General features: G+C 69.1%; 10 protein-coding genes and 21 tRNA genes. 30 read left to right on the top strand and 1 reads right to left on the bottom strand.

Annotated elements, in window-relative coordinates; translation table 11 throughout:
• Positions 1-8: 8 nt before the first annotated feature.
• Genes ACQP2O_RS30805 through ACQP2O_RS30780 form a run of 6 tightly spaced genes read left to right on the top strand, consistent with a single transcriptional unit; the run spans position 9 to position 6,065 of the window.
• Positions 9-959 carry an ABC transporter permease gene (locus tag ACQP2O_RS30805; protein ID WP_433171096.1) on the top strand — a complete coding sequence of 317 codons (951 nt, stop codon included), beginning with the start codon at positions 9-11 and terminating at the stop codon, positions 957-959.
• Positions 956-1,834 (top strand): ABC transporter permease, encoded by an 879-nt coding sequence (locus ACQP2O_RS30800; RefSeq protein ID WP_433171094.1) that lies wholly within the window; start codon positions 956-958, stop codon positions 1,832-1,834. The genes ACQP2O_RS30805 and ACQP2O_RS30800 overlap by 4 nt, the downstream gene beginning before the upstream one ends.
• Positions 1,831-2,928 (top strand): ABC transporter ATP-binding protein, encoded by a 1,098-nt coding sequence (locus ACQP2O_RS30795; RefSeq protein ID WP_433171093.1) that lies wholly within the window; start codon positions 1,831-1,833, stop codon positions 2,926-2,928. Before ACQP2O_RS30800 ends, ACQP2O_RS30795 begins: the two co-directional genes overlap by 4 nt.
• On the top strand, positions 2,921-3,781 hold the full coding sequence (locus tag ACQP2O_RS30790) for an ATP-binding cassette domain-containing protein (protein WP_433171091.1): 861 nt from the start codon (positions 2,921-2,923) through the stop codon (positions 3,779-3,781). The genes ACQP2O_RS30795 and ACQP2O_RS30790 overlap by 8 nt, the downstream gene beginning before the upstream one ends.
• Positions 3,778-5,262 (top strand): aldehyde dehydrogenase family protein, encoded by a 1,485-nt coding sequence (locus tag ACQP2O_RS30785; protein WP_433171089.1) that lies wholly within the window; start codon positions 3,778-3,780, stop codon positions 5,260-5,262. The genes ACQP2O_RS30790 and ACQP2O_RS30785 overlap by 4 nt, the downstream gene beginning before the upstream one ends.
• 5 nt (positions 5,263-5,267) lie before the next feature.
• Entirely contained in the window at positions 5,268-6,065 is a 798-nt protein-coding gene (locus tag ACQP2O_RS30780; protein ID WP_433191207.1) for an SDR family NAD(P)-dependent oxidoreductase, read from the top strand.
• 61 nt (positions 6,066-6,126) lie between these two features.
• Here ACQP2O_RS30780 and ACQP2O_RS30775 read toward each other — a convergent pair whose 3' ends face one another.
• Entirely contained in the window at positions 6,127-8,394 is a 2,268-nt protein-coding gene (locus ACQP2O_RS30775; protein ID WP_433171087.1) for an arylsulfatase, read from the bottom strand.
• Between the two features lie 519 nt (positions 8,395-8,913).
• Between ACQP2O_RS30775 and ACQP2O_RS30770 the strand changes: the two genes are divergently transcribed.
• The 24 genes from ACQP2O_RS30770 (at position 8,914) to ACQP2O_RS30655 (ending at position 13,698) form a co-directional block, all read left to right on the top strand.
• Positions 8,914-8,988 (top strand) — tRNA-Trp (locus ACQP2O_RS30770).
• A 278-nt stretch (positions 8,989-9,266) separates the two neighbouring features.
• Positions 9,267-9,340 (top strand) — tRNA-Ala (locus ACQP2O_RS30765).
• 149 nt (positions 9,341-9,489) lie between these two features.
• Positions 9,490-9,684, top strand: a complete 195-nt coding sequence (locus ACQP2O_RS30760) for an HNH endonuclease (protein ID WP_433171085.1) — start codon at positions 9,490-9,492, stop codon at positions 9,682-9,684.
• Positions 9,663-9,736, top strand: a tRNA-Pro gene (locus tag ACQP2O_RS30755). Before ACQP2O_RS30760 ends, ACQP2O_RS30755 begins: the two co-directional genes overlap by 22 nt.
• 55 nt (positions 9,737-9,791) lie before the next feature.
• Positions 9,792-9,863, top strand: a tRNA-Arg gene (locus ACQP2O_RS30750).
• Between the two features lie 25 nt (positions 9,864-9,888).
• A tRNA-Gly gene (locus ACQP2O_RS30745) sits at positions 9,889-9,960 on the top strand.
• A 45-nt stretch (positions 9,961-10,005) separates the two neighbouring features.
• Positions 10,006-10,077: transfer RNA gene (locus tag ACQP2O_RS30740), tRNA-Lys, on the top strand.
• A gap of 73 nt (positions 10,078-10,150) precedes the next feature.
• Positions 10,151-10,225: transfer RNA gene (locus ACQP2O_RS30735), tRNA-Leu, on the top strand.
• A 6-nt stretch (positions 10,226-10,231) separates the two neighbouring features.
• Positions 10,232-10,302, top strand: a tRNA-Gln gene (locus ACQP2O_RS30730).
• Positions 10,303-10,337: 35 nt separating this feature from the next.
• Positions 10,338-10,413 (top strand) — tRNA-Leu (locus ACQP2O_RS30725).
• A gap of 147 nt (positions 10,414-10,560) precedes the next feature.
• A tRNA-Thr gene (locus ACQP2O_RS30720) sits at positions 10,561-10,636 on the top strand.
• Positions 10,637-10,639: 3 nt separating this feature from the next.
• Positions 10,640-10,713, top strand: a tRNA-Gln gene (locus ACQP2O_RS30715).
• A 77-nt stretch (positions 10,714-10,790) separates the two neighbouring features.
• Positions 10,791-10,862, top strand: a tRNA-Gly gene (locus tag ACQP2O_RS30710).
• Between the two features lie 5 nt (positions 10,863-10,867).
• Positions 10,868-10,942: transfer RNA gene (locus ACQP2O_RS30705), tRNA-Leu, on the top strand.
• Between the two features lie 5 nt (positions 10,943-10,947).
• Positions 10,948-11,034 (top strand) — tRNA-Ser (locus ACQP2O_RS30700).
• Between the two features lie 5 nt (positions 11,035-11,039).
• Positions 11,040-11,113: transfer RNA gene (locus tag ACQP2O_RS30695), tRNA-Ile, on the top strand.
• 5 nt (positions 11,114-11,118) lie between these two features.
• Positions 11,119-11,206, top strand: a tRNA-Ser gene (locus ACQP2O_RS30690).
• 6 nt (positions 11,207-11,212) lie between these two features.
• Positions 11,213-11,302, top strand: a tRNA-Ser gene (locus ACQP2O_RS30685).
• A gap of 69 nt (positions 11,303-11,371) precedes the next feature.
• Positions 11,372-11,447: transfer RNA gene (locus tag ACQP2O_RS30680), tRNA-Asp, on the top strand.
• A 46-nt stretch (positions 11,448-11,493) separates the two neighbouring features.
• Positions 11,494-11,565, top strand: a tRNA-Arg gene (locus ACQP2O_RS30675).
• Between the two features lie 35 nt (positions 11,566-11,600).
• Positions 11,601-11,671, top strand: a tRNA-Val gene (locus ACQP2O_RS30670).
• A gap of 78 nt (positions 11,672-11,749) precedes the next feature.
• A tRNA-Tyr gene (locus ACQP2O_RS30665) sits at positions 11,750-11,830 on the top strand.
• Positions 11,804-12,169: a UDP-N-acetylglucosamine 2-epimerase gene (locus tag ACQP2O_RS30660; RefSeq protein ID WP_433171083.1), complete on the top strand. Its 366-nt coding sequence runs from the start codon at positions 11,804-11,806 to the stop codon at positions 12,167-12,169. The genes ACQP2O_RS30665 and ACQP2O_RS30660 overlap by 27 nt, the downstream gene beginning before the upstream one ends.
• Positions 12,170-12,291: 122 nt before the next feature.
• Positions 12,292-13,698 carry a cytochrome ubiquinol oxidase subunit I gene (locus ACQP2O_RS30655; RefSeq protein ID WP_433171081.1) on the top strand — a complete coding sequence of 469 codons (1,407 nt, stop codon included), beginning with the start codon at positions 12,292-12,294 and terminating at the stop codon, positions 13,696-13,698.
• Positions 13,699-13,712: the final 14 nt, after the last annotated feature.

Below are 13,712 nucleotides of genomic sequence, written 5' to 3'. Positions count from 1 at the left end.
CCCAACCGATGATCGTCCGTCTGGTGCAGCGGGTCGTGATCCTCCTGGCCGGCCTCGTCGTGAGCTCCGTGATGGTGTTCGCGTTCATGGCGGTGCTGCCAGGGGATCCGGCCCGCGTCGCCCTCGGCGTCAACGCGTCGCCCTCGGCGGTGGCGCAACTGCGCGAGGAGTTCGGGCTCGACCGGCCGCTGGTGAACCAGTACCTCGGCTGGGTACGCGGACTGGTGACCTTCCATCCGGGGAACTCCTACATCTCCCACGCGGCGATCGGGCCGCAGATCGCCGACCGCCTCCAGGTCACCCTGTGGCTCGTCGGCGCCGGGATGGTGATCGCGTGCATCCTGGCGGTCCCCATGGGAACGCTCATGGCCATGCGGCACCGCAGGCCGTCCGGGCTCTTCCTCTCGGCCCTGTCCCAGGTCGGCGTGGCCGTCCCGGCCTTCCTCGCGGGCATCCTCCTGATCACCGTGTTCGCGGTGGGGCTCGGCTGGCTGCCGGCGAACGGCTGGACACCTCCGGCGCAGGATCCGGTCCTGTTCCTCAAGCAGCTGGTGCTGCCCGCGCTGTCCCTCGGACTGGTGCAGGCGGCAGTGCTCACCCGCTACGTCCGCAGCGCCGTGCTCGACGTCCTCCGGGAGGACTATCTGCGCACCGCTCGCGCCAAAGGACTTCGGCCCACGCGGGCGCTGCTGCGGCACGGACTGCGGAACGCGGCGGTGCCCGTGGTCACCGTCATGGGGTTGCAGCTCGCCACGCTGCTGGTCGGCGCCGTCGTCATCGAACGGGTCTTCGCCATCCCCGGGCTCGGAAGCCTGCTGCTGGACAGCGTCGCCAACCGCGACCTCATCATGGTGCAGGACGTGGTCATGATCATCGCAGCGGCGGTGCTGCTCGTGAACTTCCTGGTGGACGCGGTCTATCTGATGATCGACCCGCGGCTCAGGGCGGATGCGTCATGAGTGCTCTGGACACGGAGGCCGAGGTCGCGTCCGCGGTGCCCGGCGGCCGCCGGCGGCGCCGCCCGATGACGGGCAGCCTCGTGGCGGGCGGCCTCATCGTCTCGGTCGTGTTCGCCATGGCGCTGCTGTCCTTCGTGTGGACGCCGCACGACCCGACCCTGGTGAACCCCTCGGCGCGGCTGGAGAAGCCGTCACTGGAGTACTGGTTCGGCACGGACAAATTCGGCCGCGACGTGTTCAGCCAGATCCTGGTGGGCTCGCGGACCACGCTGTTCGTCGGCTTCGTGGCGGTGGGCGTCGCCGCCCTGGTCGGAGTGCCCCTCGGCATCGTCGCCGGGATGGCGCCCCGCTGGCTCGGTGAGCTGCTGATGCGCGGCAACGACCTGCTCCTCGCCTTCCCGGCGCTCCTGCTGACCATCATGTTCGCCGCCGTGTACGGCGGCAGCACGCTGGTCGCGATGATCGCCATCGGCATCGCGTCCATCCCGCATTTCGCCCGGCTGACCCGCAGCGGCACGTTGCAGGTCATGCGGACCGAATACGTCCTCGCGGCGCGAGCGGCGGGCCGCGGGCCGTTCTCGATCGGCCTGCGGCATGTCCTGCCCAACGTCAGCAGTCTCGTCATCGTGCAGGCGTCGGTCGGTTTCGCCATCGCCGTACTCGCCGAAGCCGCGCTGTCCTTCCTGGGCTTCGGAACCCCGCCCCCCACACCGTCCTGGGGCCGGATGCTGCAGGAGAGCCAGGAGATGCTGTGGTCCGCCCCCCGGCTCGCCGTGTTCCCGGGCGTCGCGATCGCGGTGGCGGTGCTCGGATTCAACCTGCTCGGTGACGGCCTGCGCGACCGTTTCGACCCCAAGCTGGAGGACCGGCGATGACCCCGGAACCCGACACGGCACCGGCGTCCGGACCGGACGACGCCCCCGCCTCGGGACCGGACGCCGCACCGGTCTCCGGGCCGGACGACGTCCTGACCGTGCGGAGACTCGACGTCGCGGTGGGCGGCCGCAAACTCGTCGAAGACGTCGACTTCACCATCCGGGCCGGCGAGCGGGTCGGCCTGATCGGTGAATCGGGGTCGGGCAAGTCGCTGACGGCGCTGAGCGTCATGGGCCTGCTCCCCGAGGGCCTCCGGGCAACGGGTTCGGTGCGGCTCGCCGGAGTCGGCCACGACCTGGTGGGCGCCGACGAGGCGCGGATGTCCCAGGTACGCGGCAAGGAGATCGCCATGGTCTTCCAGGAGCCCATGACCGCTCTGAATCCCACGATGAGGGTCGGGCGGCAGATCACCGAGGCGCTGCTGGTCCACCGGACCAGGCCCGACCGCGCGTCCGCCCGAGCGGCGGCCGTGGAACTGCTCGCCCAGGTGGGGCTACCCGATCCCGCGAGCGCCGCGAACGCCTATCCGCACCAGTTCTCCGGAGGCCAGCGGCAGCGGGTGGTGCTGGCCATCGCCCTCGCGAACGACCCCGCGCTCCTGGTCTGCGACGAGCCCACCACCGCACTCGACGTCACGGTGCAGGCGCGGGTGCTCGACCTGATCGTACGGGGCGTCGAGGACCGCAGGTCGGCCATGCTCTTCATCACCCACGACCTGGCCGTGGTGGCCACCGTCTGCGAGCGGGTCATGGTCATGTACGGCGGGCGGTTGGTCGAGTCCGGCCCGGTGCGGGAGGTGTTCACGCGCCCCCGGCACCGCTACACCCAGGGCCTGATCGGCGCGTCGGACCTGACCGTGGTCGACGACCGCGGTCGGCTGGCCACGATCGCCGGGTCGGTTCCGCCGGCGGGCCGGTTCCCCGCCGGATGCGTCTTCCGAAACAGGTGCGCTCAGGCGACCGACATGTGCGCCACCAGGCCGGAATGGGTCTCGACCGGGCCGGACTCCGGCTACGCCTGCTTCCACCCGGTACCCGAGAGCGGCACACGCGAGACCGGCCTACCCACGAACCAGGAGGCCGGCCGTGGCTGAGCAGCCGACCAGCACCCCCGGGCCCGTCGACGCCATCAGCGTCCGCGACGTCACGCGCCACTACCGGCGGCCTCGTACCTCGCTTCGCCACCCCAGTCCGCCGGTGCACGCCCTACGCGGCGTCAGCCTCGCCATCTCCCCGGGGGAACGGTTCGGCATCGTGGGCGAGTCGGGGTGCGGCAAGTCGACCCTGCTGCGGATCATGGCCGGGCTCGACCGCCCCACCAGCGGCAGCGTCGCGATCGACGGGCGGGACATCACCGGGCTCCGGGAGAGACGGCTCCGGTTCGTCCGCGAGCGGCTGCAACTCGTGTTCCAGGACCCGATGAGTGCGCTGGACCCGCGCATGCGCGTCGGCGACATCGTGGCCGAGCCGCTCGTCGCGCAGGGGCACCGGAACCGCAAGGAGCGGGTGGCCGAGCTGCTCGAGGCCGTCGGCCTGGGAGCCGAGGCGGCGGACCGGTATCCGCACCAGTTCTCCGGAGGCCAGCGGCAGCGCATCTCGATCGCGCGCGCTCTCGCCCCCCGCCCGAAGGTCCTGGTGGCCGATGAGCCGGTGAGCGCCCTGGACGTGTCCGTACGGGCCCAGGTGCTCAACCTCCTCGCCGACCTCGTCGACGAGCTGTCCCTCACGCTCGTCTTCGTCTCCCACGACCTGTCCGTGGTCCGTCACGTGTGCGACCGGGTAGCGGTCATGCATGACGGGCAGATCGTGGAGACCGGGTCCACGGAGCAGGTGTACGAGGAACCGGAACATTCCTACACACGCAGGCTCATCGCCGCCGTCCCGACTCTGGGCAGGGCACTGTCCGGAGTGTCGGCGGCCGACCTCAACCGGGAGTACCGACCGTGACCACCCAGGACGAACCCGACAGCCTCGTGGGGAGGGAGTTCCCCGAGGGGCTTCCCATCGGGGACGGTTGGGTGGCGGCACCCGCCGCCGAGGACGTCCGCTTTCCCTACGACGGGACGCTCGTCGCGCGGGCGCCGGTCGGGAACGGCGGCCTCGCACGCCAGGCGGTGGACGCGGCGGTCGCGGTCCGTGAGCAGGTCGGCCGGCTTCCCTCGCACACACGCAGGGCGGCACTGCTCGCGACGCACGAGGCGATCGCCTCCCGGCGCGCCGACTTCGAGCGGCTCCTGGTCCTGGAGACCGGCAAGCCGCTGGTCGACTGCCGCGTCGAGGTTGAGCGCACCCTGCTGACACTGCTGACGGCGGCCGAGGAAGTGGCCCGGCTGCACGGCGAGACGGTGCCGCTGGACCTGCTGCCGTCGGGGGAGGGGCTGCTCGGGTTCTGGACCCGCAAGCCGATCGGCGTGGTGGTGGGCATCGCGGGCTTCAACTACCCGCTGCTGCTCGCCGCGCACAAGATCGCGCCATCGCTGGCCGCCGGCTGCCCGGTCATCGCCAAGCCCGCCCCGCAGACGCCGCTCGCCTCGCTGTGGCTGGTGCACCTCCTCCGCGAGGCCCTTCGTGCCGGCGGCGCGCCGCAGGCGGCGGTGCAGCTGGTGACCGGGGGACCGGAGGTGGGCGTCGCGCTGACCACCGACCGCCGGATCGGGGCGGTGTCCTTCACCGGATCCGCCGCCGTGGGCCACCAGATCGCCCGGGACGCGGCACCCACCAAGGTGCTGCTCGAACTCGGCTCCAACGCCGCATTGGTGGTGGCCGCCGACGCCGACCTCGACGCCGCCGCCGACGCGGTGGTGCGCGGCGGGTACTACGCGTCGGGCCAGGCGTGCATCAGCGTGCAGCGGGTCATCGTGGTGGACGCCGTGCGGAAGGAGTTCGTGGCCCGCCTGACGGAGCGAGTGGCCCAGGTGGTCGTGGGCGATCCCCGCGATCCGGCGACGAGGGTCTCGGCGCTCATCGACGAGCGGTCGACCGAGCGGGTGCGCGCGTGGCTGGAGGAGGCGGTGGACGCGGGGGCGTCGCTGGTGGCCGGAGGCCGGGTCAGCGAGGGCGTGATCGAGCCCGCCGTGCTGCTCGACGTGGACCGCGCCCTCTCCGTCTGGAACGAGGAGGTCTTCGGCCCCGTGGTCGCGGTACGGTCCGTCCCCGATCTGGAGACTGCCTTCGACCTGGTCAACGACTCGCGCTACGGACTGCACGCGAGCGTCTACACCGGCTCCCTCGACACGGCGTTCGCCGCTCTCGACCGCCTGGAGGTGGGCGGGGTGGTCGTCAATGAGGTTCCCGGCTTCCGTTCCGACGTCATGCCGTACGGCGGCGTGAAGGACTCCGGGGCCGGACGGGAGGGCCCGAGGTTCGCCATCGAAGAGCTCACCGTAACGCGTATGGCAGTGATCCGTCCGACGACAACGAAGCCGTGAGGACCATGCAAGCAGAGGACCGCACCGATGCAGTGGAGGCGTACTCCCGCCTGTTCAGGCTCGACGGCCGCAGCGCCGTCGTGGTGGGCGCGGGCAGCGGAATCGGCCGCGAGAGCGCCCTGGCCCTCGCCGCGCACGGCGCCACGGTGGTGTGCGCCGACCAGGACCTGACAGCGGCCACGGCGACGGCGTCGATGGGGCCGGGCCTGTCGGCGTACGCCCTCGACGTGCTCGACGGCGAGGCGGTCGCGCGTGCCGCCGAGGAGCTCGGACCCGTCGACGTGCTCGTCTTCACCGCCGCGACGAACGTGCGCAAGTGCCTGCTCGACTACACGGCGGAGGAGTTCGAGCGGGTCGTGGCGCTCAACCTGCGCGCGTCCTTCGACCTGGTGCGGGCCTTCGGCCGTGGCATGGCCGAACGCGGCAGGGGAAGCATCATCGGCTTCAGCTCGATCCGCGCGGTGGCCGTCGAGCCGGGACAGGGAGTGTACGCGGCCACGAAGGCCGGCCTCGTCCAGCTGCTGCGGACCGCGGCCGCCGAGCTGGGTCCGTCGGGCGTGCGAGTGAACACCATCGCCCCGGGCGTCGTGGACACACCGCTGACCGCGCAGATCAGGGCCGTGCCGGAATGGTCGGAGGCCTATGCGACCAAGAGCGCCCTGGGCCGCTGGTCCCGGCCCGACGAACTGGCGGGCGCCGTCGTCTACCTCGCGTCGGACGCGTCATCCTTCGTCACGGGGAGCCAGCTTTTCGTGGACGGCGGCTGGACGGCGATCGACGGACGTTACACGCCGCCCAACTGACTGAAGACGGCCGAGGCCGCCTCCGCTGATCAGCGGAGGCGGCCTCATCGGTGGTCGTGGGTCAGTCGATTCGCTCGAAGGGCTCCGTGCTCTCTTCGTCCGGCGCGACCGTGAAGACGACCTTCTCGAGCTCTCCGGTGAACGCGAATTCGCCGTCGTAGTTGGGGGAGGACGGCGACAGGGTGTCCCGGCCGACGTCGAGGCCCTGCCATCCCAGGAAGTGCGGCAGGACCCGCGGAATGGCCTCGGTACCGACCGGCCTTCCCGACACGAACAGGTGTCCGACGCCCCGCATGTCACCGGTCTTGACGAATTCGAAGGTCAGCTCCGCCGGGCCGATCGGGAGTTCTTCCGTCGAGGTCACCGAATACCGGGTGCCGAGGAAGTTGTACTCGTAGACCAGCCGGTTGTCCTTGACGTACAGGACGTACCCGCTGCTGACGTTGCCCAGCGACACCAGGACGCCCTCGTCCGACGCGGCGTCCCGGTCGACGAACGCGGTGATGCGGTGCCCGCGGTTCATCACCGGCGGCACCGCGGCGACGGGCAGATGGGCCATGCCGGGGTAGTAGGTGAACGTGGTGCGCCTGCGCGGAGAGCCGGGACGCGGAATCTTCGCCCGGTAGGCGAATCCGTTGTCGTCCAGCGGCAGGACATCGTATTTCCCTGCCTCCACCCAGAATCGGGCGACCATCTTCTGTAGTTGCTCGGGCCGTTCCCGCGCCAGGTCGTTGCACTCCGAGAAGTCGGTGTCGTGGTGGTAGAGCTCCCACTGGTCCGCGTCGAAGGATGTTCCGCGTTCGTGGAACGCGACGGCCTTCCAGCCGTCGTGCCAGATCGCGCGGTGCCCGAACATCTCGAAGTACTGGCTCTCCTTGCGCGTCGGCGCGGTCGGCGAGCCGAAGGTGTAGGCCATACTGACACCGTGGATCGGCAGTTGCGGGATGCCGTTGTGGACCGCGGGAGCCCGCAGACCGAGCAGTTCGAAAAGGGTCGGGACGATGTCGGTGACGTGATGGAACTGCTGCCTGATCTCGTCAGTGCGCGGCAGCCCCCGAGGCCAGTGCACGATGAGCGGGCAGCGGACGCCGCCTTCGTGAGTGTTCTGCTTGTAGCGCTTGAACGGCGTGTTGCCCGCCTGCGCCCAGCCCCAGGGGTAGTTGGCATGAGCGCGAGTGGTGCCGATCTCATCGATCCGCGCGACCATTTCCCCGAGGTCCTCGGGGATACGGTTCTGGAACGCGGTGGGGTTGAGTGAGCCCTGCTGCCCGCCTTCCTGGCTGGCCCCGTTGTCCGAGAGCAGGATGGTGATGGTGTTCTCCATCCGGCCGACCCGCTCGAGGAACTCCATGAGCCGCCCGATGTGATGGTCGGTGTGGTCGACCATCGCCGCGTAGGCCTCCTGGAGGCGTACCGACAGCTTCTTCTCGTCGTCCGACAGCTCGTCGAAGGGAACGACCCCGGGGTTGCGCGGCGCCAGTTCGGTGCCGGCCGGCAGGACGCCCTGCTCGATCTGGCGGGAGTGCCGGGTGGCGCGCTCGGCGTCCCAGCCGTGGTCGAACCGGCCCCGGTACTTCTCCAGGTATTCCCGAGGAGCCTGGTGCGGGGCGTGCGCCGCGCCGAGCGCCAGGTACAGGAAGAAGGGCTTCTCCGGAGTGACCGAAGTCTGGTCCGTGACGAATTCGATCGCCCGGTCGACCAGGTCCTCAGTGAGGTGATAGCCCTCTTCCGGGCTCTTCGGCGGAGCCACGGCGTGGTTGTCGTAGAACAGTTCCGGATAGAAGCTGTCCGTCTCGGCTTCCAGGAATCCGTAGTAGCGCTCGAACCCGCGAGACAGCGGCCACTGGGTGTACGGTCCGGACGCGGTGGTCTGCTCCATCGGCGCCAGATGCCACTTGCCCACGGCCATGGTGTTGAAGCCGCTGTCGCACAGCACCTCGGGCAATGTCGCGGCGGCCTTGGTGATCCGTCCGCGACCGCTGGGGAAGCCGGTGTCGAAGTTGGACAGCATTCGCATACCGACGGCGTGGTGGTTCCGGCCGGTCAGCAGGCAGGCACGGCTCGGCGAACACAGCGTGGTGGTGTGGAAGTTCGTGTAGCGAAGGCCACCGGTGGCGAGGGCGTCCATGGCGGGGGTGTCGATGTCCGAGCCGAAGCAGCCGAGGTCGGAGAAGCCGACGTCGTCGAGCACGATCACCACGACATTGGGCGTGCCCTCGGGAAGCGCCTGCGGATCGGGCCACCACGGAGTCGACTCCTCGTAGGTCGTGCCGATCCTGCCGTGGAAGGCATCGCTCACGGACGGCGGATGCGGGGAGGCGTTGGTCATCCGGGGCGCTCCTTTGGCAGATCCCTGGAGGTTCCGAGGAAGTTAACTGGTCTTACCAGTAGCCTGGGCGAAAGTTTGGCCTGCTCGGTGTTGCCATGTCAACCACGGCCACCCCAGGCCGCGGTCGTGGCCGCCGTGGTCCGACCGTCGCAGGCCGAGAGCGTCCACGGGCGCATCTCGATACCTTCGACGCCGCCTCGCGCAGGTCGGCGGTATTCCTCTATTGATCGCCCGGAACATTCACGCCGGTTCCGGGGAACCGGGCACGCCAAGCCAACGTCAATCGGATGGAGGCTCACCCTAGAAAAACCTGTTGAGTCTCAACGCCGAGATCCTAAGATGGACATCAGAAAGCGACAGGGAAGGAATCCGAAAGTGGCGTACATGCTTATCGCCGGCTGGCGCGGGCAGCCGTGTGACCTGGCCGGACGATACCTCATGTCACTGGAGGCCCCTGGGTAGAGACCGTGAGTCCTACTCCCAGAGGCCGCCGAGGAACATCCACAGCGGCCTTTTCTTATGGGCGAGCCAGCGGATAGGCAGCCGGTCTCCAAAACCGGCAGGATGCGGGTTCGACTCCTGCCGCTCATGCCAGACCCCTTCTTACGGGCGGGGGTACGGAATCACTTGATAACTCCACAGCGGAAGACACCAAATAAGCAGGCGCAGTCCATAGCCGTCCACGGGAGGTCTTCGGCTTCGGCTGAGAACAACCCGGCGACGCCAAGGACCGCACCTGCGCACGTCCCAGGTGAGCCGTCGCACTGCGACGGCTCACCGGGGACCCTCCCGGCCGGCGGTCACCTGAACTCCAAGCGACGGTGGCCGCCGATCGGGAGCCGTCCCCGCGCCCGTAGGGGCGTGGGGACCAAGGGCCTCTAGCTCCAACTGGCAGAGCGTCTCCCCTGCAAGGAGAGGGATCTCGGTTCGAATCCGAGGGGGTCCACGGTGGCGGCGTACGACGTCGAGGACAGACGGCGTGTGATGTACGCCCGCCCCGCAACGGGATGAAGGGGAGATGGCGCCCCGCCTGGTGTTCCCGCCAGGAGGCGGGAACATGGAACCCTCCTTGGGCGAACCGCGCTGGAGCTTGGGTTGGATACGAGCCATCTCGGAGAGATCCGGACCGGGTACGGCAAACGCCGAAACAAGCCGCTACGCCTCCAGGTGGAGCACATCAACGGCGACCGTCTTGACTGCCGGGCAGAAAACTTGTGCTTCTTGTGTCCGAACTGTCATACGCAGACGGCAACGTACGCACGGTGCAACGGGACGCTGCTCAGCAGGTAGAGCGCCTGGCTTGGGGACCAGGAGACGCGCGGTTCGAGTCCGTGCATCCCGACCGATGACGGTGTGGCGCGTGAGGGCTGGTAACGAAACGCGCCTTCCTTGCACCAGCCTTCGTAGCTCAATGGACAGAGCACCCGTCTTCGGAACGGGGGATCCGGGTTCGACTCCTGGTGGAGGCGCTCTGCCCGCCGATCGCGGGCACATGCCGCAGAAGCCGAAGTGGTGAGGCACCTGCCTTCCAAGCAGGGGAACCGGGTTCGACTCCCGGGTGCGGCTTGCCGACTGCGCCGACGGGAGTAACAGCCCTCGGACGGTCCCCAAGCGCCGTGAGCATGGCTGGTTATGCAGCGGACTCTTAATCCGCGGAGCGGGGTTCGATCCCCCGACGGCGTACGACGGAGGGCGGCGGGCCCAGCTGAGGGGCCACGTTCGGGTTCGAGCCCCGACCGACCGACGTTACGAGCTCGCGGGAGTGAAGGGAATTGGCATACCTCACCGGCTCAAAATCGGTGGTTTGCGGGTTCGAAGCCCGCCTCCCGTTACTCGATGCTGGGTCATCCAATGGCAGGATGCGCGGCTCTGGATCGCGTCACGCAGGTTCGACCCCTGCCCCAGCAGCTACACCTCGAGCATGGCATCGCTCTGGGGCGTGAGCGCCTGTAGCCCAATCAGGTACGAGGCGTCTGGTCGAGAGCCAGAAGGATGCGGGTTCGAAGCCCGCCGGGCGCACGCGAGAAAGGGGGCCGGTGGCGGCGGCCACCGAACCTTTCCACGGACCGTGGTCCGCCGGTCGGGCGGCAGCCTAGGCGGGCCCGCCGGGGGGAGAACCCGCGGACCATAGGCGCGGGGAGGAACCTCTGGCGGTCAGAAGCACATGCCTCTGTAGCTCAACAGGGAGAGCGCCTGTCTCGTAAACAGGTGGTCGTCGGTTCGAGTCCGACCGGAGGCTCCATGATCCGGGATGCCGCGTCGGCGTCGGCACCGCGGCCTTGAACCACGGACTCGCGGGTTCGACTCCCGCTCCCGGAGCTACGCCCTTCAGGACCAGCGTCCACCCGCCCTTGGCAGGGCGGGCCGCCCGGGTCGGCACCGGGGAGGGGCTCTGTGTGGGTGAAGTGTTGTCGGAGGCATCCGGGCTCGCCATGTCCGGGGGGCGGGTTCGAGTCCCGTCACCCACTCTCAAGCCGTCCTAGCCCAATCAGGTAGAGGCGCCGCGTTGAGGACGCGGATGGTCCGGGTTCGAGTCCCGGGGACGGTACGCAAGGAGGGTTGCCCGAGCCGGGAAGGGACCGGGTTGCTAACCCGAGGTCGGGGATCACCCCCGCGTGCGTTCGAGCCGCACACCCTCCGCTCGATCCCCGGTGGCCAAGCAGGTTAAGGCGCCCGTCTGATGTGCGGGAGATCGCTGGTTCGATCCCAGCTCGGGGAACTCTTGGAAGGCGTCCGGCTGGACGAGGAGCGCCGTTGGAAGCGGCGTGGCACGGCCCGTGCCGTGCCGGGGGTTCAAGTCCCTCGCCTTTCCGCACCTGGAAGGTTGGCAGAGTCCGGTATTGCGCCCGCCTTGAAAGCGGTGGCCAGGGTTACACCTGCGGGGGTTCGAATCCCTCACCTTCCGCCAGATCGGTGTCGGCCGCCGTTCCGGCCGTGTCGCGCTCATGTGGCACGACGCCGCGCGGCTTTCGCTCCTGCTTGTGTAGCTCAGCGGCCAGAGCATCTCGTTGTCAACGAGGGAGACGCCGGTTCGAGTCCGGTCACAAGCGCCATGCCCGGTTGGTTCAGCAGCAGTGCGGCACCTCCACCGGGTACCACGCCCTCATAGCTCAGTGGACAGAGCACCGGCTTGCGGAGCCGGGAGCGCAGGTTCGACTCCTGCTGGGGGTACGCGAGCACCGCCGGTTTGATCCCGGCGGTCACGAGCCCGGTTAGCTCAATGGGAGAGCGGCGCTTTCACACGGCGTTAACGGCGGTTCGACTCCGTCACTGGGTACTGTGACCGATCCCGAAGTAGTCGAGGGACCAGGTTGTGATCCTGGTGGAAGCCGGTGCGAGTCCGGTCGGTCACCCTGCGCGAGCTGGGCACGTGGTGAGCCCACCCCGCTGTAAACGGGACGTTTCGACTGTGGCGGTTCGACTCCGTCCTCGCGCACAACACCGGCGGGCCGGCCGCTCTCGGATCCGGCCGAGGACCGGCCGAGGTGTCTTCCGCTGTGGAGACCGTCATCCCGCTGCACCCCAACCCCGTCGTGCGGGAGGCTTCGAGGCCGGGACCGCCCGTCTGGTCGGCATCGATCCGGACGTCATCGTCCTGGCGGTCCGGCGCCTCCTGCGGGATCAGGCCGCGTACCAGCGCATGGCGGGAGCCATCAACCCCCACGGAGACGGCCGCGCCGCCGCGCGGGTCGTCGCCGCGTTGGCTCACTTCTTCGGCGTCGGGCCGCGGGCCGGTCAGTTCGTCCCGGTACCGGGCGCGGTACGGCCGGACTGACGGGGACAAGCGCGTGGCGGGTGGTGTGACCGACGTTACGGAACGTGCGGTCACGGCGGGCCCTAGGATCTACTACGAGAGGTAGTACTACGAGTCGTAGTAGTTGATTGGGAGGCGCGGGGATGAACCCGCTCGACATCGCCCGGTGGCAGTTCGGGATCACCACGATCTACCACTTCTTCTTCGTCCCCCTGACGATCGGCCTGTCCGCGCTCGTCGCGGGCCTGCAGACGGCATGGGTACGGACGGGCGCCACGCGGTACCTCCGCGCGACGAAGTTCTGGGGGAAGCTCCTCCTGATCAACTTCGCGATGGGGATCGTCACCGGGATCGTGCAGGAGTTCCAGTTCGGGATGAACTGGAGCGCCTACTCCCGGTTCGTCGGTGACGTCTTCGGCGCGCCGCTGGCGATGGAGGGCCTGCTCGCGTTCTTTCTCGAGTCGACCTTCCTGGGACTGTGGATCTTCGGCTGGGACAAGCTGCCGAAGAAGCTCCACCTGGCCTGCATCTGGATCGTCGCCGTCGGGACGCTGCTGTCGGCGTACTTCATCCTCGCAGCCAACTCCTGGATGCAGCACCCGGTCGGCTACCACCTCGATCCGGCCACCGGGCGAGCCCGGCTCACCGATTTCTGGGCCGTGCTCACCAACTCCACGATGCTCGTCGCCTTCCCGCACACGATCACCGCGGCGTTCGTCACGGCGGGGCTGTTCATGGTCGGCGTCAGCGCGTGGCACCTGGCCCGGCGGCGGCACGTCGAGGTCTTCCGGCCGTCGATGAAAATCGCCCTGGCCGTCACGCTGATCGCCTCGCTCGGCGTGGCCATCACGGGCGACCAGCAGGGCAAGGTCATGACCAGGCAGCAGCCGATGAAGATGGCCGCGGCCGAGGCGCTCTACAAGACGGAACAGCCGGCGGCGTTCTCGCTGTTCACCGTGGGCACCCTCGACGGCCGCAAGGAGGTCTTCAGCGTCAAGGTGCCACGGGTCCTGTCGTTCCTGGCCACCGGGAGTTTCAGCGGCAAGGTCGACGGCATCAATGACGTGCAGGCCGCCGAACAGGCCAAGTACGGCCCGGGCAACTACCGCCCGGTCGTCCCGGTGACCTACTGGAACTTCCGGATCATGGCCGGCATCGGGTTCCTCACCGCGCTCATCGCCCTGCTCGGCCTGTGGCTCATGCGGCGCGGACGCCTCCCCAAGAACCGCTGGATCTGGCGGGCCGGCGTGGTGTCGCTCATCCTGCCGTTCGTCGCGAACTCCGCCGGCTGGATCTTCACCGAGATGGGCCGCCAGCCCTGGTCGGTGTACGGAGTGCTCAAGACGTCCGCGAGCGTCTCGCCCGGCGTCTCGGCCACGTCGATGCTCATCTCCGTCCTCGCGCTGACCACCCTCTACGGCGTCCTCATCGTCATCGAGACCGGGCTGATGGCCCGGTACGTCAAGGCGGGCCCGCCCTCGGAGGAGGACGTCGCGCCGCCTCCGCACGGCGACGAATCCGCCGAACAGCCACTCACCTTCGCCTACTGACAAGGAGGTCCGCG

The organism is Actinoallomurus sp. CA-150999, assembly GCF_050942425.1.
Taxonomy (GTDB): Bacteria; Actinomycetota; Actinomycetes; order Streptosporangiales; family Streptosporangiaceae; genus Actinoallomurus.
This window is presented reverse-complemented; position numbering and strand designations above follow the sequence as displayed.

Excerpts from the sequence above, each read along its gene's own strand:
- ACQP2O_RS30795 (WP_433171093.1), top strand. The coding sequence starts at position 1,831 with ATGACCCCGGAACCCGACACGGCACCGGCGTCCGGACCGGACGACGCC.
- ACQP2O_RS30800 (WP_433171094.1), top strand. The coding sequence starts at position 956 with ATGAGTGCTCTGGACACGGAGGCCGAGGTCGCGTCCGCGGTGCCCGGC.
- ACQP2O_RS30655 (WP_433171081.1), top strand. The coding sequence starts at position 12,292 with ATGAACCCGCTCGACATCGCCCGGTGGCAGTTCGGGATCACCACGATC.
- ACQP2O_RS30775 (WP_433171087.1), bottom strand. The coding sequence starts at position 8,394 with ATGACCAACGCCTCCCCGCATCCGCCGTCCGTGAGCGATGCCTTCCAC.
- ACQP2O_RS30780 (WP_433191207.1), top strand. The coding sequence starts at position 5,268 with ATGCAAGCAGAGGACCGCACCGATGCAGTGGAGGCGTACTCCCGCCTG.
- ACQP2O_RS30805 (WP_433171096.1), top strand. The coding sequence starts at position 9 with ATGATCGTCCGTCTGGTGCAGCGGGTCGTGATCCTCCTGGCCGGCCTC.